Source organism: Cupriavidus sp. USMAA2-4 (genome assembly GCF_001854305.1).
GTDB lineage: Bacteria > Pseudomonadota > Gammaproteobacteria > Burkholderiales > Burkholderiaceae > Cupriavidus > Cupriavidus malaysiensis.
On sequence record NZ_CP017748.1, the window covers coordinates 1,068,122 to 1,090,692 of the forward strand.

The 22,571-nt window shown below is 68.2% G+C and carries 22 protein-coding genes and 1 pseudogene; 2 read left to right on the forward strand and 21 right to left on the reverse strand.

The genetic code is table 11. The features are described 5' to 3' along the window. Window positions 1–104: 104 nt before the first annotated feature. The 18 genes from urtE to BKK79_RS41460 all read right to left on the reverse strand — a co-directional run bounded on the left by urtE (window position 105) and on the right by BKK79_RS41460 (window position 18,713). Window positions 105–797 (reverse strand): urea ABC transporter ATP-binding subunit UrtE, encoded by a 693-nt coding sequence (gene urtE, locus BKK79_RS04700; RefSeq protein ID WP_071016226.1) that lies wholly within the window; start codon window positions 795–797, stop codon window positions 105–107. Between the two features lie 2 nt (window positions 798–799). After that, a complete protein-coding gene (urtD, locus tag BKK79_RS04705; RefSeq protein WP_156811360.1) occupies window positions 800–1,672 on the reverse strand; it encodes an urea ABC transporter ATP-binding protein UrtD in 873 nt (290 codons plus the stop codon). A gap of 8 nt (window positions 1,673–1,680) precedes the next feature. Beyond that, window positions 1,681–2,880, reverse strand: coding sequence for an urea ABC transporter permease subunit UrtC (urtC, locus tag BKK79_RS04710; RefSeq protein ID WP_071011949.1), 1,200 nt, complete (start codon window positions 2,878–2,880; stop codon window positions 1,681–1,683). After that, entirely contained in the window at window positions 2,877–4,514 is a 1,638-nt protein-coding gene (gene urtB, locus BKK79_RS04715) for an urea ABC transporter permease subunit UrtB (protein WP_071011948.1), read from the reverse strand. Before urtB ends, urtC begins: the two co-directional genes overlap by 4 nt. Window positions 4,515–4,649: 135 nt before the next feature. Further along, window positions 4,650–5,906 (reverse strand): urea ABC transporter substrate-binding protein, encoded by a 1,257-nt coding sequence (gene urtA, locus BKK79_RS04720; protein WP_071011946.1) that lies wholly within the window; start codon window positions 5,904–5,906, stop codon window positions 4,650–4,652. A gap of 422 nt (window positions 5,907–6,328) precedes the next feature. After that, a complete protein-coding gene (locus BKK79_RS04725) occupies window positions 6,329–6,682 on the reverse strand; it encodes a cytochrome o ubiquinol oxidase subunit IV (RefSeq protein ID WP_071011945.1) in 354 nt (117 codons plus the stop codon). After that, a complete protein-coding gene (cyoC, locus tag BKK79_RS04730) occupies window positions 6,683–7,327 on the reverse strand; it encodes a cytochrome o ubiquinol oxidase subunit III (protein ID WP_071011944.1) in 645 nt (214 codons plus the stop codon). It lies immediately after the preceding gene. Window positions 7,328–7,329: 2 nt separating this feature from the next. Further along, window positions 7,330–9,306, reverse strand: coding sequence for a cytochrome o ubiquinol oxidase subunit I (gene cyoB / locus BKK79_RS04735; RefSeq protein WP_071011940.1), 1,977 nt, complete (start codon window positions 9,304–9,306; stop codon window positions 7,330–7,332). A gap of 8 nt (window positions 9,307–9,314) precedes the next feature. Continuing rightward, on the reverse strand, window positions 9,315–10,286 hold the full coding sequence (cyoA, locus tag BKK79_RS04740) for a ubiquinol oxidase subunit II (RefSeq protein ID WP_071011938.1): 972 nt from the start codon (window positions 10,284–10,286) through the stop codon (window positions 9,315–9,317). Between the two features lie 729 nt (window positions 10,287–11,015). Continuing rightward, on the reverse strand, window positions 11,016–11,345 hold the full coding sequence (locus BKK79_RS04745) for a hypothetical protein (RefSeq protein ID WP_071011936.1): 330 nt from the start codon (window positions 11,343–11,345) through the stop codon (window positions 11,016–11,018). A gap of 293 nt (window positions 11,346–11,638) precedes the next feature. Next, window positions 11,639–12,118: a MaoC family dehydratase gene (locus BKK79_RS04750; protein ID WP_071011934.1), complete on the reverse strand. Its 480-nt coding sequence runs from the start codon at window positions 12,116–12,118 to the stop codon at window positions 11,639–11,641. Window positions 12,119–12,300: 182 nt separating this feature from the next. Further along, window positions 12,301–12,744 carry a MaoC family dehydratase gene (locus BKK79_RS04755; protein ID WP_071016224.1) on the reverse strand — a complete coding sequence of 148 codons (444 nt, stop codon included), beginning with the start codon at window positions 12,742–12,744 and terminating at the stop codon, window positions 12,301–12,303. Between the two features lie 152 nt (window positions 12,745–12,896). Further along, complete coding sequence (locus tag BKK79_RS04760) at window positions 12,897–14,015, reverse strand: acyl-CoA dehydrogenase family protein (protein WP_071011933.1); 1,119 nt, start codon at window positions 14,013–14,015, stop codon at window positions 12,897–12,899. 13 nt (window positions 14,016–14,028) lie between these two features. After that, complete coding sequence (locus tag BKK79_RS04765) at window positions 14,029–15,231, reverse strand: acyl-CoA dehydrogenase family protein (protein WP_071011931.1); 1,203 nt, start codon at window positions 15,229–15,231, stop codon at window positions 14,029–14,031. Window positions 15,232–15,324: 93 nt separating this feature from the next. Continuing rightward, window positions 15,325–15,771 (reverse strand): DUF1178 family protein, encoded by a 447-nt coding sequence (locus BKK79_RS04770; RefSeq protein WP_071011929.1) that lies wholly within the window; start codon window positions 15,769–15,771, stop codon window positions 15,325–15,327. Between the two features lie 338 nt (window positions 15,772–16,109). Then, window positions 16,110–17,090 (reverse strand): acyl-CoA dehydrogenase, encoded by a 981-nt coding sequence (locus BKK79_RS04775; protein WP_071037245.1) that lies wholly within the window; start codon window positions 17,088–17,090, stop codon window positions 16,110–16,112. Window positions 17,091–17,124: 34 nt separating this feature from the next. Beyond that, entirely contained in the window at window positions 17,125–18,282 is a 1,158-nt protein-coding gene (locus BKK79_RS04780) for an acyl-CoA dehydrogenase family protein (protein ID WP_071011925.1), read from the reverse strand. Continuing rightward, a complete protein-coding gene (locus tag BKK79_RS41460) occupies window positions 18,267–18,713 on the reverse strand; it encodes a tripartite tricarboxylate transporter substrate-binding protein (RefSeq protein WP_232346269.1) in 447 nt (148 codons plus the stop codon). Before BKK79_RS41460 ends, BKK79_RS04780 begins: the two co-directional genes overlap by 16 nt. Before the next feature lie 352 nt (window positions 18,714–19,065). Here BKK79_RS41460 and BKK79_RS04790 point away from each other — a divergent pair, with 352 nt between their 5' ends. Beyond that, a complete protein-coding gene (locus tag BKK79_RS04790; RefSeq protein ID WP_071011921.1) occupies window positions 19,066–19,863 on the forward strand; it encodes a crotonase/enoyl-CoA hydratase family protein in 798 nt (265 codons plus the stop codon). Window positions 19,864–19,877: 14 nt separating this feature from the next. Continuing rightward, window positions 19,878–20,813, forward strand: a complete 936-nt coding sequence (locus tag BKK79_RS04795; RefSeq protein ID WP_071016222.1) for a LysR family transcriptional regulator — start codon at window positions 19,878–19,880, stop codon at window positions 20,811–20,813. Window positions 20,814–20,830: 17 nt separating this feature from the next. On the opposite strand, the pseudogene BKK79_RS04800 reads toward BKK79_RS04795, so the two are convergent. The 3 genes and pseudogenes from BKK79_RS04800 to BKK79_RS04810 all read right to left on the reverse strand — a co-directional run. Continuing rightward, window positions 20,831–21,088 (reverse strand): annotated as a pseudogene (locus BKK79_RS04800) (acyl-CoA dehydrogenase family protein); the annotation flags it as partial. Window positions 21,089–21,212: 124 nt separating this feature from the next. Further along, entirely contained in the window at window positions 21,213–21,665 is a 453-nt protein-coding gene (locus BKK79_RS04805) for an AMP-binding enzyme (protein ID WP_071037248.1), read from the reverse strand. A gap of 41 nt (window positions 21,666–21,706) precedes the next feature. Next, window positions 21,707–22,504: an IclR family transcriptional regulator gene (locus BKK79_RS04810; RefSeq protein ID WP_071011918.1), complete on the reverse strand. Its 798-nt coding sequence runs from the start codon at window positions 22,502–22,504 to the stop codon at window positions 21,707–21,709. Between the last annotated feature and the right edge of the window lie 67 nt (window positions 22,505–22,571).

Here is a 22,571-nt window from a genome sequence, read left to right on the forward strand (position 1 = left end):
ACCGCGGGGCCCGGAAGCCCCGTCGCCGGCGCGCCGCCGCTGCCGCACTCGCACGGCTTGATCGGCGCAATCGGCGCAAGCGGCCCAAGCGGCCCGATCGGCGCTCACACCGCGATCAACTCGCGCACGCCATCGCGCTCCATGTCCGCGCCCGCCCCCTTGGCCACCACTTCGCCGCGGCTCATCACCACGTAGTGGTCGGCCAGGTGGCGGGCGAACTCGTAGTACTGCTCCACCAGCAGCACCGTCATGCCGAATTCGTCGACCAGCAGCCGCAGCGCGCGCCCGATGTCCTGGATGATGGAGGGCTGGATGCCTTCGGTCGGCTCGTCCAGGATCAGCAGGCCGGGCTCGCTCATCAGCGCGCGTCCGATCGCCAGTTGCTGCTGCTGTCCGCCCGACAGGTCGCCGCCGCGCCGCTGGCGCATGGTGCGCAGCACCGGGAACAGCTCGTAGATGCGTTCCGGCACGCCGGCCGGTCGGGCACGGCTGGCCGCGCCGATCAGCAGGTTCTCTTCCACCGTCAGGCGCGGGAAGATCTCGCGCCCCTGCGGCACATAGGCCAGGCCTGCGGACACGCGTTCGTAGGGCGGCTTCTTTTCCAGCGCGCGGCCATCCCACTGGATGCTGCCGCTGCGCGTGGGCACCACGCCCATCAGGCATTTGAGCAGCGTGCTCTTGCCTACGCCGTTGCGCCCGAGCAGCGTGGTCAGGCGGCCGTGCGGCACCTCGAAGCTGACGTCGCGCAGGATGTGGCTGCCGCCGTAGAACTGGTTCAGTGCATTGACCTGCAGCATCTTCATCGTCCCAGATAAGATTCGATCACGCGCTCGTCGCGCTTGACGGCGTCCAGCGTGCCTTCGGCCAGCACGCTGCCCTCGGCCAGCACCGTCACCTTGCCGGCCTCGCCGGCCAGCGCGGCGACGAACTCCATGTCATGCTCCACCACCATCATCGAGCAGGTGCCGCGCAGGCCGTTGAGCAGCGCGGCGAGCTGCATGGTTTCCTCGTCGGTCATGCCGGCCACCGGCTCGTCCAGCAGCAACAGCTGCGGCTGCTGCATCAGCAGCATGCCGATCTCGAGGCGCTGCTTCTGTCCGTGCGACAGCAGCCCGGCGGGCCGGTAGGCCTCGTCTTCCAGACCGGTCAGCGCCAGCGTCTGCTCGATGCGGCCGCGCCCGCTGCCGTCCAGGCGCGCGCGCAGCGTGGCCCACCAGCGCTTGTCCGCCTTCATCGCCAGCTCCAGGTTCTCCCACACCGCGTGCTGCTCGAACACGGTGGGCTTCTGGAACTTGCGGCCGATGCCGGCCTGGGCTATCTGCGGCTCCGTCATGCGCATCAGGTCGATGGTCTGGCCCAGGAACACGCGGCCGTTGACGCTGGCGTTACGCGGTCCGGTCTTGCCGGTGATCACGTCCATCATGGTGGTCTTGCCGGCGCCGTTGGGGCCGATCACGCAGCGCAGCTCGCCGTGGTCGATCGACAGCGTCAGCTTGTTGAGCGCGCGGAAGCCATCGAACTGCACGGTCACGTCCTCCAGGTAGAGGATGGGGCCGTGCGAGACGTCGATGACGCCCGGCTCCAGCACCCGGCCCAGGCCGGTGGCGTCGCCGCTCTCGGCCAGCCCGGCATCGCCCTGCGCGCCGGCCTCGACGCTCTTGCTGATACCCATCGCCGCACTCATGCCTCACCTCCGCTATGGCTCGCGCCGGCCGCCGGCGCGGCCGCCACCGCCGGCACCTGCGGCCGGCGCGCGGCGCGCAGCCGCTTGAACAGGCCGACCACGCCGTCCGGCAGGTAGAGCGTGACCAGCACGAACATCGCCCCCAGCAGGAACAGCCAGTACTCGGCGAAATAGGCCGTGAACAGGGTCTTGGCCCCGTTGACGAGGAAGGCGCCGACGACCGGGCCGACCAGCGTGCCGCGCCCGCCCACGGCCACCCACACCGCCATCTCGATCGAGTTGGCCGGCGACATCTCGCCCGGGTTGATGATGCCCACCTGCGGCACGTAGAGCGCGCCCGCGATACCGCACAGCACCGCCGAGAAGGTCCATACGAACAGCTTGTAGCCGAGCGGGTTGTAGCCGGAGAACATCACGCGCGTCTCGGCATCGCGCACCGCCGTCACCACGCGGCCCAGCTTGGAGGCGACGATGGCGCGGCAGGCGATGAAGCCGGCCAGCAGCGCGGCGAAGCTCAGCACGAACAGCGCGGTGCGGGTCTGCGGCGCGGCCACGGCGAAGCCGGCGATGCGCTTGAAGTCGGTGAAGCCGTTGTTGCCGCCGAAGCCGGTCTCGTTGCGGAAGAACAGCAGCATGGCCGCATAGGTCATCGCCTGTGTGATGATGGACAGGTAGACGCCCTTGATGCGCGAGCGGAAGGCGAAGAAGCCGAACAGCCAGGCCAGCACGCCGGGCACCAGCACCACCAGGGCCAGCGCCACCCACAGGTGCTCGCTGCCGTGCCAGAACCAGGGCAGTTCCTTCCAGTCCAGGAACACCATGAAGTCCGGCAGCTCGCTCTTGTAGACGCCCTCGCGCCCGATGGCCCGCATCAGGTACATGCCCATGGCATAGCCGCCGAGGGCGAAGAACAGGCCATGGCCCAGGCTGAGGATGCCGCAGTAGCCCCACACCAGGTCGAGCGCGATGGCCGCCAGCGCGTAGCACATGATCTTGCCGATCAGCGTCAGTGCGTAAGCCGACAGGTGCAGCGGATGGCCGGGCGGCAGCACCAGCGCGCACAGCGGCACGCCGATGCAGGCGATGGCGGCGAGCACCGCCAGCGCCAGCCAGCCGCGCGCGGGGAACAGCGGCTGGCGCTCGGGCACGTCCAGGCGCAAACCGTTCGAGGATCGAGAGAAGGAACCCTGCATCATGCCTCCGCGCTGCGCCCCTTGAGCGCGAACAGTCCTTGCGGGCGCTTCTGGATGAAGAGCACGATCAGCACCAGGACGAAGATCTTGGCCAGCACCGCGCCGTAGAACGGCTCGATGAACTTGTTGACGAGGCCCAGGCCGAAGGCCCCGACGATGGTGCCGGCGAGCTGGCCCACGCCGCCCAGCACGACCACCATGAAGGAATCGATGATGTAGGCCTGGCCGAGGTCCGGACCCACATTGCCGATCTGCGACAGCGCACAACCGCCCAGGCCGGCGATGCCGGCGCCGAAGGCGAAGGCGTAGCTGTCGACCTTCCAGGTGCGCACGCCCACGCAGGCCGCCATGGTGCGGTTCTGCGTGGTGGCGCGCACGAACAGGCCGAGGCGGGTGCGGTTGAGCACGCCCCAGGCCACCGCCACCACCGCCAGCGCGAACACGATGATGACGACGCGGTTGTAGGGAATCACCAGGGCCGGCAGCAGCGCGAAGCCGCCGCTCATCCATGCCGGATTGGCCACCTCCACGTTCTGCGCGCCGAACACCGTGCGCACGGCCTGCATCAGCAGCAGGCTGACGCCGAAGGTCGCCAGCAAGGTCTCGAGCGGGCGGCCGTACAGATGGCGCAGCACCAGGCGCTCCAGCACGAAGCCGACCAGCGCCGAGGCCAGGAAGGCGGCCGGCAGCGCCGCCAGCAGGTACCACTCGAAGGCGCCGGGGAAATGCGCGCGGAACACGCTCTGCACCGCGTAGGTCGCATAGGCGCCGATCATCAGGAATTCACCGTGCGCCATGTTGATGACGCCGATCAGGCCGTAAGTGATGGCCAGGCCGAGCGCCGCCAGCAGCAGCACGCTGCCCAGGCTCAGGCCGGCGAACAGGTTGCCGATCAGCTCGGCGCGGCGCTGCTCGGTGCGCAAGCCGTCGAGCACCTGCTGGGCGGCCACGCGCAGCTCGGCATCGGGCTCGCGGTAGCGGCCCGCCGCATCGCGCTCGACGAAGGGCTTGAGCTTGAGGCGGTTCTGCGGATTATCGTCGCGCCCGAGGATGCGGATCGCCTCCAGGCGCGCGTTGCGGTCCGGGTCGGACAGCGCCGCGCCGGCCCAGATCACGTCCAGCTTGGCGCGCAGCGCGGGGTCGGCCTCCGCCTTGCGGGCCGCCTCGACCGTCTCGCGCGACGCGCTGTCGGGCTGGTCGAGCAGGGTATTGATGGCCTGCGTGCGCACCGCGATGTCGGGCGACTGCAGCAGCAGGCTGCTGGCCGCGCTGTCCACCTGGGAGCGCAGGCTGTTGTTCAAGGTCGGCGCCTCCAGCTCGTCGGCCTTGACCGCGACCGGCTTGCCGCTGACGGCGTCGAGGATCTTGTCGCCGTCCTGGATCACCATGCCGGTGCCGGGGGCGTATTGCAGCGAATCGTCCTGCAGCGCCTTGAGGATGGGGCCGGCCTGCGCGGCCGGCGCCTTGGCGAGCGCGGCGATGGCGGCGCTCTTGGCGTCGAAATCGTCCCCCGCCAGCGGCTTGAGGTCGTCCTGCGTCAGCGGCGCGGCGTGCAGCAGCGGCACCGCGAGCAGCAGCGCGGCGGCCAGCGCGGCGCGCAGGCGGGAGGCGGCGGACTGGAATGCGGTTCGGAGCATGATGGTCTGTGGTCGGCGACGGATGGCAGGACGGCCGGCCTCCTCCGGGGGTGTCCGGTGGCGGCCAGGCCGCCATGCGCGGACATGGCGGTACGATCGGAGGGGCCGGCGCGTGGCGCCGCCCTCCTCCCCCGCTTACATCACCTTGTCGGGCTTGCCTTCGTTGCCCGAGATGAACGGGCTCCAGGGCTGGGCGCGGATGGGCTTCGGCGTCTTCCACACCACGCTGAACTGGCCGTCGCCGCGCACCTCGCCGATCATCACCGGCTTGTACAGGTGGTGGTTGTCGCCCATGGTCAGCGTGAAGCCGTCCGGCGCCTTGAAGGTCTGGCCGTACATGGCCGCACGCACCTTGTCCGGATCGGTGCTGCCGGCCTTCTTGACGGCCTGGGCCCACATATGGATGCCGACGTAGGTCGCTTCCATCGGGTCATTGGTCACGCGCTTGTCGCCGCCGGGCAGGTTGTTGGCCTTGACCCAGGCCGCCCATTCCTTGCGGAAGGCATCGTTGGTCGGGTTCTTGACCGACATGAAGTAGTTCCACGCGGCCAGGTGGCCCACCAGCGGCTTGGTGTCGATGCCGCGCAGCTCTTCTTCGCCGACCGAGAAGGCGACCACCGGCACGTCCTTGGCCTTCAGGCCGGCGTTGCCCAGTTCCTTGTAGAAGGGCACGTTGGAGTCGCCGTTGATGGTCGAGATCACCGCGGTCTTGCCGCCCTGCGAGAACTTCTTGATGTTGGCGACGATGGTCTGGTAGTCGCTGTGGCCGAACGGCGTGTAGACCTCCTCGATGTCCGAGTCGGCCACGCCCTTGCTCTTCAGGAAGGCGCGCAGGATCTTGTTGGTGGTGCGCGGATAGACGTAGTCGGTGCCGAGCAGGAAGAAGCGCTTGGCGCCACCACCCTCCTTGCTCATCAGGTATTCGACGGCCGGGATGGCCTGCTGGTTGGGCGCCGCGCCGGTGTAGAAGACGTTCTTCGACATCTCTTCGCCTTCATACTGCACCGGGTAGAACAGCAGCGAGTTCAGTTCCTCGTAGACCGGCAGCACCGACTTGCGCGACACCGAAGTCCAGCAGCCGAAGGTGACCGCCACCTTGTCCTTGCTGATCAGCTGGCGCGCCTTCTCGGCGAACAGCGGCCAGTTCGAGGCCGGGTCCACCACCACTGGTTCGAGCTTGCGGCCCAGCACGCCACCGCTCTTGTTGATCTCGTCGATGGTCATCAGCGCGACGTCCTTCAGCGAGGTCTCGGAGATCGCCATCGTGCCGGACAGCGAGTGCAGGATGCCGACCTTGATCGGCTCCTTGCTCTGCGCCAGTGCCAGCGTGCTGGACCCGATCATCGCCGCCGCGGCCACCGCGGTCAGCTTCAGCATATTGCGTCGTTTCATTGCAGCTCCCAGATTGTCGTGTGTTGTGGAACAGCGAACTCCGGGTGCAGGTTCTGCAACTAGCGTGCCAAGGCCATCGCCGCGTGCGGTGGCCCGGCCGGCGCGGCGGCGGGGCGTGGAACGGGCGCCCGTCAGGGCGGCGCACCAACGGCGTGCAGCGACGCTGCGCACCATCGGCGTGCATGAGGCAGAGTGGTGCATGGCGCGCACGGGTGAAGCGCCAGGCATGCCGGCGCCAAGGGCGCAGCGCGGGCGCCGCGCGTGCGGCGTGAACCACGATCGGGCGTAGGTGCGGCGGCCATGCGCCAAGGCGGCGCGCCAGGGGGCAACGCGGCCGGCGCGGCAACAAAGAAAAACGGGCCCCGCAGGGCCCGTTGGTCGGAACATCGGAACATCGCGTGCCGCCGGGCGGCACGCGGCGTTCAATGCGCCATCATGTTGACGTTCATGTTGTGCATGATCCACAGCGAGCCTGCCACCACGATCAGCAGGATCAGCGCGGTGAAGGCCAGCACGATCACGTTCCAGCGCTGCTCCGAGGAACGGTCGAGGTGGAGGAAGTAGACCATGTGGACGAGGATCTGCACCACGGCCAGCGCCAGGATCACCACCAGGATGGTCGACGGGGCGGCCGAGCCGTCCATCACCATCTTGAACGGGATCACGGTCAGGATGACCGCCAGCACGAAGCCGATCACATAGGACTTGACGCTGCCGTGGCTGGCACCGCCAGCGGCATGGCTGCCGTGGCCGGCGGAGACGTTGCTGTGTTCCATTTACATCGCTCCCATCAGGTACACCACGGTGAACACGCCGATCCAGACGATGTCCAGAAAGTGCCAGAACAGCGCGAAGCACGCCAGACGCTTGTTCATGGTGGGCGTCAGGCCCTTCTTGGCGATCTGGCACATCAGCACGGCCATCCACAGCAGGCCGCTGGCCACGTGCAGGCCGTGGGTGCCGACCAGCGTGAAGAAGGACGACAGGAAGGCGCTGCGCTGCGGGCTGGCGCCCTCGGCGATCAGGTGATGGAACTCGTTGATTTCCATGCCGATGAAGGCCGCGCCCAGCAGGAAGGTGATGGCCAGCCAGAACTGCAGGCGGGCCTTCTGGCCGTTGTGCAGGGCCACCATCGCCATGCCCGAGGTCAGGCTCGAGAACAGCAGCAGGAAGGTCTCGACCAGGACGTAGTTCAGTTCGAACAGTTCCTTGCCCGAGGGGCCGCCCGCCACTTCGCCGCGCAGCACCGCGAAAGCGGCGAACAGTCCGGCGAAGATGATGCAGTCGGTCATCAGGTACACCCAGAACCCGAACACCGTGTTACCGGCGGTGTCGTGGTGGGCGTGGTCGTGGTCGTGCGCGTGGTCATGCGCCGCGGGGGCGGCGTGCGCGGGATAACGGTCTAGGACTTGGGTCGACATGTTCAGGCCTGCGACGCGAGACGGTCAAAATGGCGCGCTTCGACGGCTTCGACTTCCTTCGCGGGCACGTAGTAGTCGATGTGGTCGTCGTTGCTGCGGACGATGAAGGAGACGATCATGCCGACCAGGCCGACGATGGCCAGCCACCAGATGTGCCAGGTCAGGGCGAAGCCGAACACCAGGCTGAAGGCACCGATGAAGAAGCCTGCGCCGGTGTTCTTGGGCATGTGGATCTGGTCGTAGTGCGCTTCCTTCTTCGGCACGTCGCCACGGGCCTTCATGTCGGCGAGGGCGTCGAGGTCCTGCACCACCGGGGTGTGCGCGAAGTTATAGAACGGGGGCGGCGACGAGGTGGCCCACTCCAGGGTGCGGCCGTTCCACGGATCGCCGGTCACGTCGGCCAGCGCCTTGCGGTTGCGGATCGACACGATGATCTGCAGCACCTGGAACACGATGCCCAGGCCGATCAGCACCGCGCCGATCACGGCCACGTGCAGGAACGGGGTCCATTCCGGGTTGTCGGTGTGGTTCAGGCGGCGGGTCATGCCCATCAGGCCCAGTGCGTACAGCGGCATGAAGGCGAAGTAGAAGCCCACCAGCCAGCACCAGAAGGCGCACTTGCCGAGGCGCTCGTCCAGCTTGAAGCCGAAGGCCTTCGGGAACCAGTAGGTCACGCCGGCCAGGTAGCCGAACAGCACGCCGCCGATGATCACGTTGTGGAAGTGGGCGATCAGGAACAGGCTGTTGTGCAGCACGAAGTCAGCCGCCGGCACCGCCATCAGCACGCCGGTCATGCCGCCGATCACGAAGGTGACCATGAAGCCCAGGGTCCACATGACCGGGGTGGTCATGCGCACGCGGCCGCGGTACATGGTGAACAGCCAGTTGAAGATCTTCACCCCGGTCGGGATGGAGATGATCATGGTCGTGATGCCGAAGAAGGCATTGACGTTGGCGCCGGAGCCCATCGTGAAGAAGTGGTGCAGCCAGACCAGGAACGACAGCACCATGATGCAGCAGGTGGCGTAGACCATGCCCTTGTAGCCGAACAGCTTCTTGCCCGAGAAGGTCGAGATGATTTCCGAGAAGATGCCGAAGGCGGGCAGGATCAGGATGTAGACCTCAGGGTGGCCCCAGATCCAGATCATGTTCACGTACATCATGGCGTTGCCGCCCATCTCGTTCGTGAAGAAGTGCATGCCCAGGTAGCGGTCCAGGCCCAGCAGCGCCAGGGTCACGGTCAGCACGGGGAACGAGGCCAGGATCAGCACGTTGGTGCACAGCGCGGTCCAGGTGAAGACCGGCATGCGCATCAGGGTCATGCCCGGCGCGCGCATCTTGAGGATGGTCACCAGGAAGTTGACGCCGGTCAGCAAGGTACCGAGGCCTGAGATCTGCAGGGCCCACAAGTAGTAGTCGACCCCCACGCCCGGGCTGTAGGCCAGCTCGGACAGCGGCGGGTAGGCCAGCCAGCCGGTGCGGGCGAATTCGCCGACGCCCAGCGAGACGTTGACCAGCATGGCACCGGCCACGAACAGCCAGAAGCTCAGCGTGTTCAGGAACGGGAAGGCCACGTCGCGCGCGCCGATCTGCAGCGGCACGACCAGGTTCATCAGGCCGGTCATCAGCGGCATCGCCACGAAGAAGATCATGATCACGCCGTGGGCGGTGAAGATCTGGTCGTAGTGCTCGGGCGGCAGGATGCCCGGGTTGCCGTTGGTGGCCAGCGCGAGCTGGGTACGCATCATGATGGCGTCGGCGAAGCCGCGCAGCAGCATGATCAGCGCGACCAGCGAGTACATGATGCCGATCTTCTTGTGGTCGACCGAAGTGATCCAGTCATTCCACAGCGGCTTCCACTTGCCGAAGTAAGTGATCAGGGCGAATACCGCCAGCCCTGCCAGGCCTGCCCCGCCCAGCGCGCCCATGATGATGGGCTCGTGGTACGGAATGGCCTCCAGTGTCAATTTGCCAAACATTCTTGCTCCTAGGAATTCGAGCCCGGCGCCGCGACGGCGGGCACGGCCATGGACACCTGCTGGCCGGTGCCGATCGTGTTGCGCGAGGTGCAGACGGGACCGTAGGAGGTGCCGCCGCCGGCGATGGCGCCACCGGTGCCATCCATGTACTTGTGCAGGACGCCGTGGAACAGGTTCGGGTCAACCTTGGCGAACAGGGTCACCGGCTCCTTCTCGCTGGGCTGGGCCAGCTTTTCGTAATCGGCCAGGGTCAGTTCGCGCGGGGACGCCTTGACCTGCTTGAGCCACTGCTCGAACTCGAAGCCCGACATCGCCTTGGCCTTGAACTTCATGCCCGAGAAGCCGCCGCCGCTGTAGTTCGACGACATGCCGTCGTACACGCCGGCATGGTTGGCGATCAGGTGCAGCTTGGTTTCCATCCCGGCCATCGCATAGATCATGCTGCCCAGTTGCGGGATGAAGAACGAGTTCATCACCGAATCCGAGGTGATCTTGAAGTTCACCGGCGTGTTGACCGGGAAGGCGATCTCGTTGATGGTGGCGACGTGCTGGTCCGGGTAGATGAACAACCACTTCCAATCCAGTGCGACGGCCTCGATGGTGATCGGCTTGACCTCGGATTCGATGGGCTTGTACGGGTCCAGGTCGTGCGAAGACTTCCAGGTGATGTAGCCCAGCACCATGATGATCAGGCAGGGGATCAGCCACACCACCACCTCGATGGCGGTGGAGTGCGACCAGTCGGGCTCGTAGCGCGCCGCCTTGTTGCTCTCGCGGTATTTCCAGGCGAATGCCAGCGTCATGATGATGACGGGCACGACCACCAGCAGCATCAGCCAGGTGGCCGTGATGATGATGGAGCGCTCCTCGATGCCGATCGCGCCCTTCGGATCGAGCACACCCATGTTGCAGCCGCCAAGCAGCAGCAAGCCCAAGCTGGGCAGGAACCGCGTCCAACGCGGAGGTTTATATTTCTTCATGTCACGACTGGGTTGAGTTCGCCGCGGCTAGGCACGACGCGGCTTCACTGCCTGGCGCGGGAGCGCGAGGCGGGGAAGGACTGGGGAAAGGAAACCGGAGCGCGGAGCCCGGGGCGTTGGCCCGGGAGCATGCGGCCGACCGTTGCTTCAGGCCGATCCGGGCATCACCTTGTGGGCGACTGCGCCGAACCGGCCAGGCGGTCCGCATTGGGGGGTATTCGCATGGCGGTGCCTGCCCCGCCGGCTCAATAGGCGAGCGCTATCTGCAGGCGAAGGGGGCGAGGCGGCAAACATCGTGGCGCGAATTTATCGCAACGCAACATGCAGGGTAAACCACAGGTACCGGACACACTGTCCGAAAAATCGGACAATGACGAAGGCAGGTCGGGGATGCGCACCTTGGCGGTGCCAGGGAGAGTGGCCGGCGCCACCGCCGGCCGGCAGGCGGCCGGACCGGCCAGCCCTTGCCATGCCTGCGCCCGCCGGGTGTGACGGGGAGATGGTGGAGGAAGCCTTCCCACTAGATCCGGGTACGCCGAAGGCAATCCGGAAGACTACGTGGTGCGCCAGGGTGCGACAATATGTCGCCCCATGTGCGACAGGGTCTTTCTGCGCGATTTGTCGTAGTGGCACAACGAAAAAGCGCGGAGTTCCCGACCTCCGCGCTGCTGTGCAACAGGCTGCCGGCGGGAGTCCTGTCTCCGCTGCCCGCCCGCCCCGCAGGTCCGGCTAGCGCCAGTGCTCGCGGCGCTCATGCTCGCGCCACTCGTGGTCACGCCACTCGTGCTCGCGCCATTCCCGCTCACGCCAGTGCCGCTCGCGCCATCCCGGCCCCCAGTAGCCGGGGCCCGGTGCCACCACGACGGGAGGCGCGTAGGCCGGAGCCGCGTAGACCGGCGGCGGCGGTGCATAGACCGGGGCAGGCGCGACATACACCGGCGGCGCGACCACGACCGGCGCCGGAATACCGATGCCGATCCCCACGTCAACGTGCGCCTGCGCGCCTGCACTGGCCAGCAGCCCCGCCGCCGCCATGCAAATCAAGCCGATGTATTTCATATCTATCCGTCCGATCTTTGTCCGTGTAACGGGGCGCCAGGTTCCATGCCCGGCTGCTCCACGCCTGCACTCTAGGGCCGCGCAAGCCTGCCAGGCTTTGTGGAATCGCTACAGTTGTATCCGTTTGTAATGCGGAAGGCGCCCGGCACAGCCGGGTAGGCCGGCAGATGGCGCGGCCGACAGGAAAAAAGGCCGCACATGGCGGCCTTTCCAAGTGGAATCTACGCAGGATGCCAGCAGGATAGCGACAGGGTGGCGCGTATGCCCTCTGCCGGCGTCACAGCGGCCCGGCGTCAGGAGTAGCGGCGGCTGATCGATTCGGCCACACAGACCGGACGGTCGCTGCCTTCACGTTCCATGGTCACTTCCCAGGTCGACTGGGCACCGACCAGGCCCGGCGCATTCGGCAGCGGATCCAGGCGCTCCACCTTGAGCAGCTTGATGCGTGCGCGCAGGCGGCTGCCCACCGGCACCGGCGAGGTGAAGCGTACGCGGTTCAGGCCGTAGTTGACGCCCATCTTGACGCCGGGCATGTCGAGCGCGCTCTGCATCATGGCGGGCAGCAGCGACAAGGTGAGGAAACCGTGAGCGACCGGGGCGCCGAACGGCGACTCGCGCCTGGCCCGTTCCACGTCGACGTGGATCCACTGGTGGTCGCCGGTGGCTTCGGCGAAGAGGTTGACCTGCTGCTGGGTGATCTCCATCCAGTTGCTGACGGCGACTTCCTGGCCTTGCAGGCTCTCGAGCTCCTCGAGCGAGGCAATGGTGCGCATCCTGTCTCCTTCTATCGTCTTGAGTTGGCTTTGGTTGGCTTCGGTTGGCTGTGCTTAGTCTTGCTTTGCTGGCAATTCGTCCAGCTCGGGCCGGGTCGTGAACCGCGCCCGGCCGACAGGTCCAGGGCCGGGCTGCGGCGGCGTCATGCCAGCCCATTGTGCCTGCCGCGCCGGATTCCCGCTCAGGCGGGCCGGCGCCCGTACATGCCCATGCCCTTGACCGTGCAGACCAGTTCGCCGCGCTGGTTGGTGGCCTCCCACAGCGTGTGCACCACGCCGCGGTCGGGCTTGGACTGGGATGGGCGCGACTCCAGCACGCTCAGGGTGACGCTGAGCGTGTCGCCCGCGTAGACGGGCTTGAGCCAGCGGATGCCGTCCACGCCGGGCGAGCCCATGCTGGCGGACTTGCCGACCATGCTGTTGACCACCAGCCGCATCATGATGCCGCAGGTCATCCAGCCGCTGGAGATCAGGCCGCCGTAGATGCTCCTGGCGGCGGCCTCCTTGTCGGTATGGAAGGGCTGTGGATCGTACTGGCGGGCGAAGGCCAGGATCTCTTCCTCGGTGACGTGGTAGGAGCCCAGGTCGCGCTTGCTGCCGACCGTGAAGTCTTCGAAGTAAAGCATGGTGATTGTGACCTGCAAGTGGCCGCTCGGGCCGGTTCTGGGTTGAGGCCTGCGTCATGCCGGCACCACCGCCGGGGACGTGCCCGGAAGCAAAAAAAAGCCGCGCCCGGACCACCGGCGCGGCTTGTCTGCTCACTGCGCGCGGACGCGCATCAGGCTGCCTGCTGGAAGCCCGGCTGTGCGGCGAAGCGGCCCAGGTGATGGTCCACGTCGCCGAAGGTGGTGTTGATCAGCGTCAGGCGCTTGAACATGTGCGCGGCCGGCAGTTCGTTGGTCACGCCCATGCCGCCGTGGATCTGCACCGCCTCCTGGCCGACCGCGCGCGCGGCCTGGCCGACGCGTGCCTTGGCGGCGGAGGCAAAGCGGCGGCGCTCCTCGGGCGACGACTCTTCGAAGCGCGCCGCGGCCAGCAGCGTGATCGAGCGCGACTGCTCGGCATGGATGAACATCTCCACCATGCGGTGCTGCAGCGCCTGGAAGCGCGCGATCGGCACGCCGAACTGCTGGCGCGTCTTGGCGTATTCCAGCGTGGCGGCGTTGAGCGTGTCCATCACGCCGACGGCCTCTGCGCACAGCAGCACGGCGGCGTAGTCGGCGCTCTCCTCGATGATCGGCCAGGCCTTGCCTGCGCTGCCCAGCAGCGTGGCCGGCGCATCCTGGAACTGGATGTCGGCCGCGCGCAGGTTGTCGATGGTGCGGTAGTCGGTGACGCTGACACCGGCACCCTTGACGTCCACCAGGAACAGCGAGATGCCGTCCAGGTCGGCCTCGGCGCCGCCGGTGCGCGCCGACACCACCAGCTTGTCGGCCTGCGCGCCGTGGATGGCCACGACCTTGCGGCCGTTCAGCTTGCCGTCCTTGGCCGTGACGCGCACGTCATTGAGCGCATAGCGGGCTTGCGGCTCGTTGAAGGCGGTGGCCAGCTTGAGTTCGCCGCCGGCCACCTGCTCCAGCAGCGCTTCCTGGCCGCCGGCCAGCTTCAGCGCGTGCGCGGCCACCACGGTGGCCAGGTAGGGCTCGACCACCAGGCCGCGGCCGAGCTCCTGCATCACCACCATCATGTCGACCGCCTTGCCGGAGAAGCCGCCCTGCGCTTCCGGCACCGGCAGCGCGGTCAGGCCCAGCTCGACCAGCGCGCCCCAGGCGGAGTCGCTGTGGCCGGCGGAGGTCTGGATGCCCTTCTTGCGGGTCTCGAAGTCGTAGCTCTTGTCGATGAAGCGGTGGATCGCGTCGGCGAGCTGCTTCTGTTCGTCGCTCAGATTGAAGTTCATGTCGCGTGTCTCCTCACAGCCCCAGGATCATCTTGCTGATGATGTTCTTCTGAATTTCGTTGGAGCCGCCGTAGATGGAGGTCTTCCGATAGTTGAAGTAGTACGCGGCCAGCGGCGCGGCATCGTCGTAGCCGGTCACGGCATGCTCGTGCTCGCACTCCAGGTAGGCCGGATCGAAGGGCTGGGCGTAGGGGCCGACGGCCTCGACCATCAGCTCGGTCAGCAGCTGCTGGATCTCGGTGCCCTTGATCTTGAGCATCGAGGCTTCCGGGCCGGGGCCCTTGCCTGCGGCCTCGCTCGACACCACGCGCAGCACGGTGATCTCCAGCGCCATCAGCTCGACTTCCAGCGCGGCGACCTTGGCGCCGAACACCGGATCCTCGAGCAGCGGCTTGCCGTTCTTCTGCTGCTGGCGCGCCACGCGCTTGAGGAAGCCCAGTTCGCGCTTGGAATTGCCCACGCGGGCGATGCCGGTGCGCTCGTGGCCGAGCAGGTACTTGGCGTAGGTCCAGCCCTTGTTCTCTTCGCCGACGCGGTTCTCGACCGGCACCTGCACGTTGTCGAAGAAGACCTCGTTCACCTCATGCTCTTCGTCCAGCATGATGATGGGGCGCACGGTGATGCCCGGGGTCTTCATGTCGATCAGCAGGAAGGAGATGCCCTCCTGCTGCTTGGCCTCGGGATCGGTGCGCACCAGGCAGAAGATCATGTCGGCGTGCTGGCCGAGCGTGGTCCAGGTCTTCTGGCCGTTGACGATGTAGTGCTTGCCGTCCGAGGTCAGCTGGGCGCGCGTCTTCAGCGAAGCCAGGTCGGAACCCGAACCCGGCTCGGAATAGCCCTGGCACCACCAGTCGGTGCAGTCCAGGATGCGCGGCAGGTAGTACTGCTTCTGCTGCTCGTTGCCGTACTTCATGATCACCGGTGCCACCATGGCGACACCGAAGGGCAGCACGCCGGGCGCGCCGACACGGGCGTTCTCTTCATCCCAGATATGACGCTGGGTGGCGTTCCAGCCGGTGCCGCCGAACTGCACGGGCCAGTGCGGCGCCGACCAGCCGTTGCCGGCCAGAATCTTGTGCCAGCGCACCAGGTCGTCGCGGTTCGGACGCCGGTGGTTCAGCACCTTGCTGCGGATGTCCGCCGGCAGATTGGCCTCCAGCCAGCCGCGCACTTCCGCGCGGAAGGCGTCGTCGGCCGCCGAGTAGTTGAGATCCATGCCCGTCTCCAGTGATGATGCCGGCGTCTAAATGACCGGCGCGTTGTTCTGCCTGCGCGTCATGCACCGGCGGGAACGGGCACAGGACGCAATTCAGTGGGCCGTCTGCTTGAGCGCGTCCGGCACCACGAGCTGGATGGTATCGATGCCCTCCTCGGCCAGCGCCTGCACCTCTTCGGCCGACGCCGAGCCGCGGATACCGCGCTCGGGCGCCTCTTCGTAGTGCATGCGCCTCGCCTCCTCGGCAAAGCGTTCCCCCACGTCCTCGGTCTGCGCCAGCACCTGCCGCACCGCCTTCAGGTACAGCGCCTGCAGCGCCGCCTGCCGTGCGGTCGGCGAGGATTCGCCGGAGCCCTGCGCCGGCGCCACGGCGCCCGAGAGATTCAGGCGCGGCGCGCTCGGCAGCCGGCTCACGGCGTGGTCGCCGCAGACCGGGCACTGGACGAGGTCACGCGCGATCTGGTTCTGCGCCTCCTCCTCCGAGGCGAACCAGCCCTCGAAACGATGGTCATGCGCACAGCGCAGGTCGAGCACCTTCATGATCTTTCCAGCCCGTCGAAAGCAATATTATCCGTGAATCGAAATTTTGTGAACGGTCGTGCTAATTTTTTTGCGAACCGCTCCAAACCCGCCGCAAGCGCCGAAAAATGGCGGATGCGGCAGGGATTCTGCCATGCAAAACGGCAAGGCGAGGACGCCCTGCCCGATACAAGCTTAACAGCAGGTGGAAAGGGGCGCTGCCGCGGCCATGCCGGCGCCCCGGGGGCGGAGGAACGCTGGCTTGCAAAGCCTCGTGCAGCGGGGCCGCGCCGGAGGCGATGGCCGCGCCGGGACAGCGGGGCGGCGACGGCAGGTGCGCCGCCCCCCCCCCGGGGCGCTCAGGCTGCCTGGCGCGCGAAGTCGCTGGCGCTGCCGCGCCAGGCCAGCAGGGCCTCCCCGACGAACCGGTGCCAGTAGGCCTCGGAGCCGTGCGCCATGCGCCATTCGTGCAGCCGGCGTGTCAGCAGTTGCAGATCATATTCCTCAGTGACGCCGATCGCACCGTGCACCGCATGCGCGCTGGCCGCGACCACGCCGACGGCCTCGCTGGTACGCGCCTTGGCGATGGCCGCCCCCAGCATGGCCGGCACCGGGCGGTCGCCGCGGAAGGCGAGTTCGGCGGCGGTGCCGGCCGCCGCCACATGTTCCGCCATCACGGCAAGCTGGTGCTGGATGGCCTGGAACTTGCCGATCGACTTGCCGAACTGGGCGCGATCGTTGCCGTACTGCAGCGTCAGCTCGAACACGCGGCTCATGGCGCCCGCCAGCAGCGCCGCATGCAGGGCGGCGCCGAACGCCTGCACCCCGCCGCCTGCCCCGGGCAGGCGCAGCAAGGGCTCGGCGCGCGCCCAGCGCAGCGTGGCGCACTGGCTGCCGTGCACGCCGGCGGCGACGCGCTCGGCGGCGGCGCAGTCCAGCAGCACGAGGTCGCTGCCGGCATCGGCCAGCACATGGCCGGCAAGCATGCCGAAGGGCGTCTGGGCGCAATAGCCACCCTCGCCTTCGGCGCGCAGCGCCGGCGCGAGCGTGACCATGCCGGCCGGTACGGCCACGCCGTGCGGCGCCAGCAGCGCACGCGCGGCCAGGCTTTGTGCCACCGGCGCCGGCACGGCGTGCCGTCCCAGCGCGGTGAAGACCGGGAAGGCTTCGGCCAGGGTAAGCCCGGCGCCACCCGCGGCCTCCGGTGCCAGCAACTCGAGGAAGCCGGCGTCGGCCAGCGCGTCCCACAACGGCGCAGCCGGCGCACCAGCCTCCACCTTGCGCACGAAGGCCGGCGTGCATTGGTCTTTCAGGATGGCCTCGATGGCTTCTACGAACATCGCTCAGGTTCTCTCGATGGGGTGACGGGCCCGCTCAGCGCAGCCCCAGGCCGCGCGCGATCATGCCGCGCAGGATCTCGCGGGTTCCGCCGCGCAGCGAAAAGGTCGGTGAGATCTGGCTCAGGTAGGCCACCGTGCGGACCAGTTCGGCATCGATCTCGGCGCCCGGCTCGGCACCGCACAGCGCCTCGATCAGGGCCGGGATCGACTGCTCGAACTCGGTGCCGATGTCCTTGACCAGCGCCGCCTCGACCACCGGGCTCTCGCCACGTGCCAGCCGCGCGGTGACCGCCACCGACATGCTGCGCAGCGTGCACAGGTGGGTGGCGAAGCGCCCGGCCAGTGCGATCTGCTCCGCGCCCGGCGCGCCGCGCCGCAGTCCCGCCAGCCAGTGCTCCAGCAAGGCGATGCTCGAGTAGATGCGTTCCGGACCGCTGCGTTCGAAAGCCAGTTCCGCCGTCACCTGTTCCCAGCCGCTGCCTTCGTCGCCCACCAGCGCGTCTGGCGCCAGCAGCACATCGTCGAAGCTGACCTCCGAGAAATGCGCATCGCCGGTCAGGTCGCGGATGGGGCGCACCGTCACGCCCGGCAGCGACAGGTCGACGATGAACTGCGAAAGCCCCCGCTGCCGGTCCTCCGGCGCGCCGGAGGACCGCACCAGCGCGATCATGTAGTGGCAGTGGTCGGCATTGGTGGTCCAGATCTTGCGCCCCGACAGGCGCCAGCCCTCCTCGCAGCGCGTTGCCCGGGTGCGCACGCTGGCCAGGTCCGAGCCGGAGCCCGGCTCGCTCATGCCGATGCAGAAGAAGGCGTCGCCGGCGCAGATGCGCGGCAGATAGAAGCGCTTCTGCGCCTCGGTGCCGTACTTCAGGATCAGCGGACCGCTCTGGCGGTCGGCGATCCAGTGCGCCGACACCGGCGCCCCCGCCGCCAGCAGTTCCTCGACCAGCACGAAGCGCCGGAAGGCGTCCATGCCGGCACCGCCGTAGGAGGCCGGCAGCGTCAGGCCGACCCAGCCGCGCGCGGCGAGCCGGCGGCTGAAGGCCGCATCGAAACCCATCCACGAGCGGGCACGCACGTCAGCCGGCGCGGCCGGCTGGTTGTCGCGCAGGAAGGCCTTCACATCGGCGCGGAAGGCCTCGGCTTCAGCCGGCAAGGCCGCCAGCCGGAAGGCACTCAGCAAGTTGTCCAAACTTCGACTCCCTTATCGGTCAATCGGTCATACACAGTCACGGTTGCGGTCCTGGCGCCGCTCATTCCGCCCTGACCCCGAGCGCCTTGGCGACCGGGATCCAGCGCGCGCTCGTCCTCGACGAAGCGGCCGAACGCCTCCGGGCTGCCCGGCATCATCGGCTGCGCGCCGATGGCACGCGGCGTGCGCGCCGGCGCCACCACGCCGAACCAGGCGCTGGCCTCGGTATCGTTGAAGCCCAGCTCGCGCAGCGTGGGCACCTCGGGCATCAGCGGGAATCGGGTCGCGTCCAGGATCGCCAGGGCATGCAGCTTACCGGCGCGCGCCTGTGGCATCGACGACGGCAGCGCACCGAACATCAGATGCGCGGACGGCGGCGGATGCGACAGAGTAAGGGCGTCGCGCGGGCCCCGTCCAATATTGATTTGCAAGCTCCCGATATCGAATCGGTATCGGGCGGATGCCGGCGAATGCCCCCTGGAAGCCCTGGCCACAGCGGCGCTGGACAGCTCTTCCCGCACGCCCCCGCCGAGGACAAGCCGTCGGAATACCGCGCCATCTTGGCCCGCCTGCGCCTTGGGCAGGCTTGGCGAGGCAGGCGCGGCAGGCGCGGCAGGCGCGGCAGGCGCGGCAGCGCAATATCCCGGCGATATCGCTCCTGTGCAAACGGATATTGGACAAGCCGAGTCCGCCTCCCTTAGCCTTGCCCCCGGCGGCCGTGCGCAGCAACGTGTGCCGCGACTGCGGCAAGCAGAACGAACCCATACGGAGAGACAAGGACAAATGGCGGATTTCCTGCGATACGAGCAACAGGGCCACATCGTGACCCTGACCATGAACGAGCCCGAGCGGCGCAACCCGCTGACCGGCAACAGCGCGGTCGACGACTTCCTCGCCGCCATCGCGCGCATCCGCGACGACCGCAGCGTGCGCGCGGTGGTTCTCACCGGCGCCGGCGCCGCCTTCTCCACCGGCGGCAATATCCGCGACATGGAACGCCAGGCATCGGGCGCCGTCAGCGGCCTGGAGATCCGCCAGGACTACCGCAACGGCATCCAGCGCCTGCCGCTGGCCCTGTTCAACCTGGAGGTGCCGGTGATCGCCGCAGTCAACGGCCCGGCCATGGGCGCCGGCCTCGACCTGGCCTGCATGTGCGACATCCGCATCGCCGCGGAGCAGGCCCAGTTCGCCGAGAGCTTCGTCAAGCTCGGCATCATTCCCGGCGATGGCGGCGCCTGGCTGCTGCCGCGCGTGATCGGGCTGTCGCGCGCCGCCGAGATGACCTTCACCGGCACGCCGATCGATGCCCGCCAGGCCCTCGAATGGAACCTGGTCTCGCGCGTGGTGCCGGCCGAGCAACTGCTGCCGACGGCCCTCGACATCGCCGCGCGCATCGCCGCCAACCCGCCGCACGCGGTGCGCATGGCCAAGCGGCTGATGCGCGAAGGCATGCACAGCCGCCTGGACACGCTGCTGGAACTGTCGGCCGGCTTGCAGGCGCTGTCGCACCAGACCGCCGACCATCGCGAAGCGGTGCAGGCCTTCCTGGAAAAGCGCCAGCCGGTCTTCACCGGCCAGTGAGCCGGCGCAGCCCCATGGACCTGCGCCGCATCCGGCATTTCGTCGTGCTGGCGGAAACGCTGAATTTCCGCCGCGCTGCCGAGCGCCTGCACATGGCGCAGCCACCGCTGTCGGTGTCGATCCAGAAACTGGAGGCCGAACTCGGCACCACGCTGTTCACGCGCGACGCGCGCGGCGTGGCGCTGACGCCAAGCGGCCGCGCCGCGCTCGCCGAGGCACGCCGCATGCTGTTCCACGCCGCGCAATTCTCCGATGCCGCGCGCAGCGCGGACAGCGGCACCGGCGGCGTGCTGCGCGTGGGCTTCGTCGGCTCCACCACCTTCGCGCTGCTGCCGCGCCTGGTGCCGATCTTCCGTGCCGAGTACCCCGGCGTGGAGCTGGTGCTGCGCGAGGCCACCTCGGCGCGCATCCTGCAATGGCTGGACGAGGAAGCGCTCGACGTCGGGCTGGTGCGCACGCCGCTGCTGCGCCACTCGGGCGCCACCCTGCTGCCGCTCGAGCACGATGGCTTCGTGGCCGCGCTGCCGCGCGGCAACGCGCTCGCCGGCAAGGGGCCGCTGCGCCTGGCCGAGCTGGCCGGGGAACGCTTCATCATGTACGCCGCCGACGAGGCGGCCGGCCTGCACAGCGCCGCCATGTCGGCCTGCCAGCTCGCCGGCTTCGTGCCGCGCGTGGCGCAGGAAGCCATCCAGGTGCAGACCGTGCTCGCGCTGGTGGAAAGCGGGCTGGGCGTAGCCCTGGTGCCGTCCATCATGCAGCGCTTCGCCAGCGAGCGTATCGTCTACCGGGAACTGGAGGACTATCCGGCCGCGGCCGCGATCGGGCTCGCCCTGGCCTACCGCCCCGACCAGCAGAGCGCCGCCGCGCAGCGCTTCCGCGACGTGGCGGCGCGGGTCTTCCCGCTGCCGCGCGCCGGCCGGGCGCCCGCGCACGGCGCCGCCGCAGCCTAGTCAGCGCGCGCCCGGCGCTACAGCGTGCGCGCGATGATCTCGCGCATGATTTCGCTGCTGCCGCCGAAGATGCGCTGCACGCGTGCGTCGACCCAGGCGCCGCCGATCGCGTATTCGCTCATGTAGCCGTAACCGCCGTGCAGTTGCAGGAACTCGTCGAGCACGCGGCCCTGCATCTCGGTGGCATTGAGCTTGGCCATGGCCGCGCGGTCCGGGCTCAGCTCGCGGCGCAGGTGCAGCGCCAGGCAATCGTCGACGAAGACGCGCAGCATCTGGGTACGGAACTGTTCGTGGTCTTCACGGAAAACACTACGCATGACGGCTTCCTTGCAAGGCTCGGCCGGCACCTCCGCGAGACGCGCCGGCCCGGGATGGACTGGAATGGGCTGGGATGGGGATTCAGGCGTCGGCTGCGGCGCGGCGCGCCTGCACCGCGAAGCCCTCGCCCGGGCGGCCGCGATAGCGCTCCTTGAGTTCGCGGCGCAGCAGCTTGCCCGTCTCCAGGCGCGGCAGCGGGTTGTCGAACACCACGGTGCGCGGCAGTTTCAGGCGGCCCAGCCTGGCCAGGCAGAAATCCACCAGTTCCTGCGCCATGGCGGCGCCGGCCCGGGCCGGGTCGCGCAGGTGCACCACGGCCTTGGCGACTTCGCCGAACTCCTCGTCGGGCACCCCGATCACGGCGGCGTCATAAACGGCCGGATGCTGCGTCAGCAGGCCGAGCGACACCAGCCAGCGCCCCACGCGCCCGGCGCGGCGGTCGAGCCCGCCGTAGGTCAGCACCGCGCCAGTGTCGGCCTGGATCTGGGCGGCCTTGTCTGCTTGTATTTGCGCCCAGCGATGCAGCTTGGTCATGACTGCGTGTCTCCTCCGGTTTGAAACCCCTTCTCCTTCTACTACCCGATCGTCCCCAGCGAAGCCTCGACACTGCGTACCAGCGTCACCAGGCGCGGCCCCAGGTTGTCGACGAGCTGCTTGCTCTGCTCGCTGTACACCGGCACCGAGGCGGCGAAGATCCACGCCTCGCCGTCGCGGCGCACCCGCATGGGCACGGCGATCGACTCGATTTCCCGGTGCAGGTCGCGATGGCCGCGGCAGAAGCCGTACTCCTCGAGGTCGCGCGCGGCATCGGCCAGGCGCTCCTGCAGCCAGGCCTCGCGCTGCGGATCCTGTGCCTTCAGCCCGGCCAGGTAAGCCTCGCGCTCCTCGGGTGCCATCAGCGACAGGTAGGCGCGGCCCGAGCCGGTGCGCGAGACCGACACGCGCATGCCCACCTCGGGGCGGAACACCTTGCTGCCCACGCCCTGCACGATCTCGACGTAGCTGAGCGTATGGCCGATGCCCAGGGTCAGCTCGAGCTGGCCGCAGATGTGGTCGGCCAGTTCCTGCATCAGGGGCCGCGCCAGCTGGCGCACCGTCATGCGCGCCAGCGCCGGCGCCGCCAGGTTCAGCAGGCCGACGCCGGGCACGTATTTGGACACCCGTTCCGAGTAGCGCAGCAGGCCCAGCTCGCACAGCGTGTCGAGCAGGCGGAACAAGGTGGGCTTGGCCAGGCCGGTCATCTCCATCAGCTCGCGCCCGCTCAGTTCCTGTGCCGTCGGCGAAAAGCAGCCCAGGATGGAGACCCCGCGCGCCAGCGCGCTGACCAGCCGGCCCTCGCCGTCCTGGTCCCCCGCCGCTACCGGATGATTCATGCCTCGCCCTCTACATTTCGATACTTCAGTCTCATTAAATTCATATTGCACCTCAGATAAGAAGACA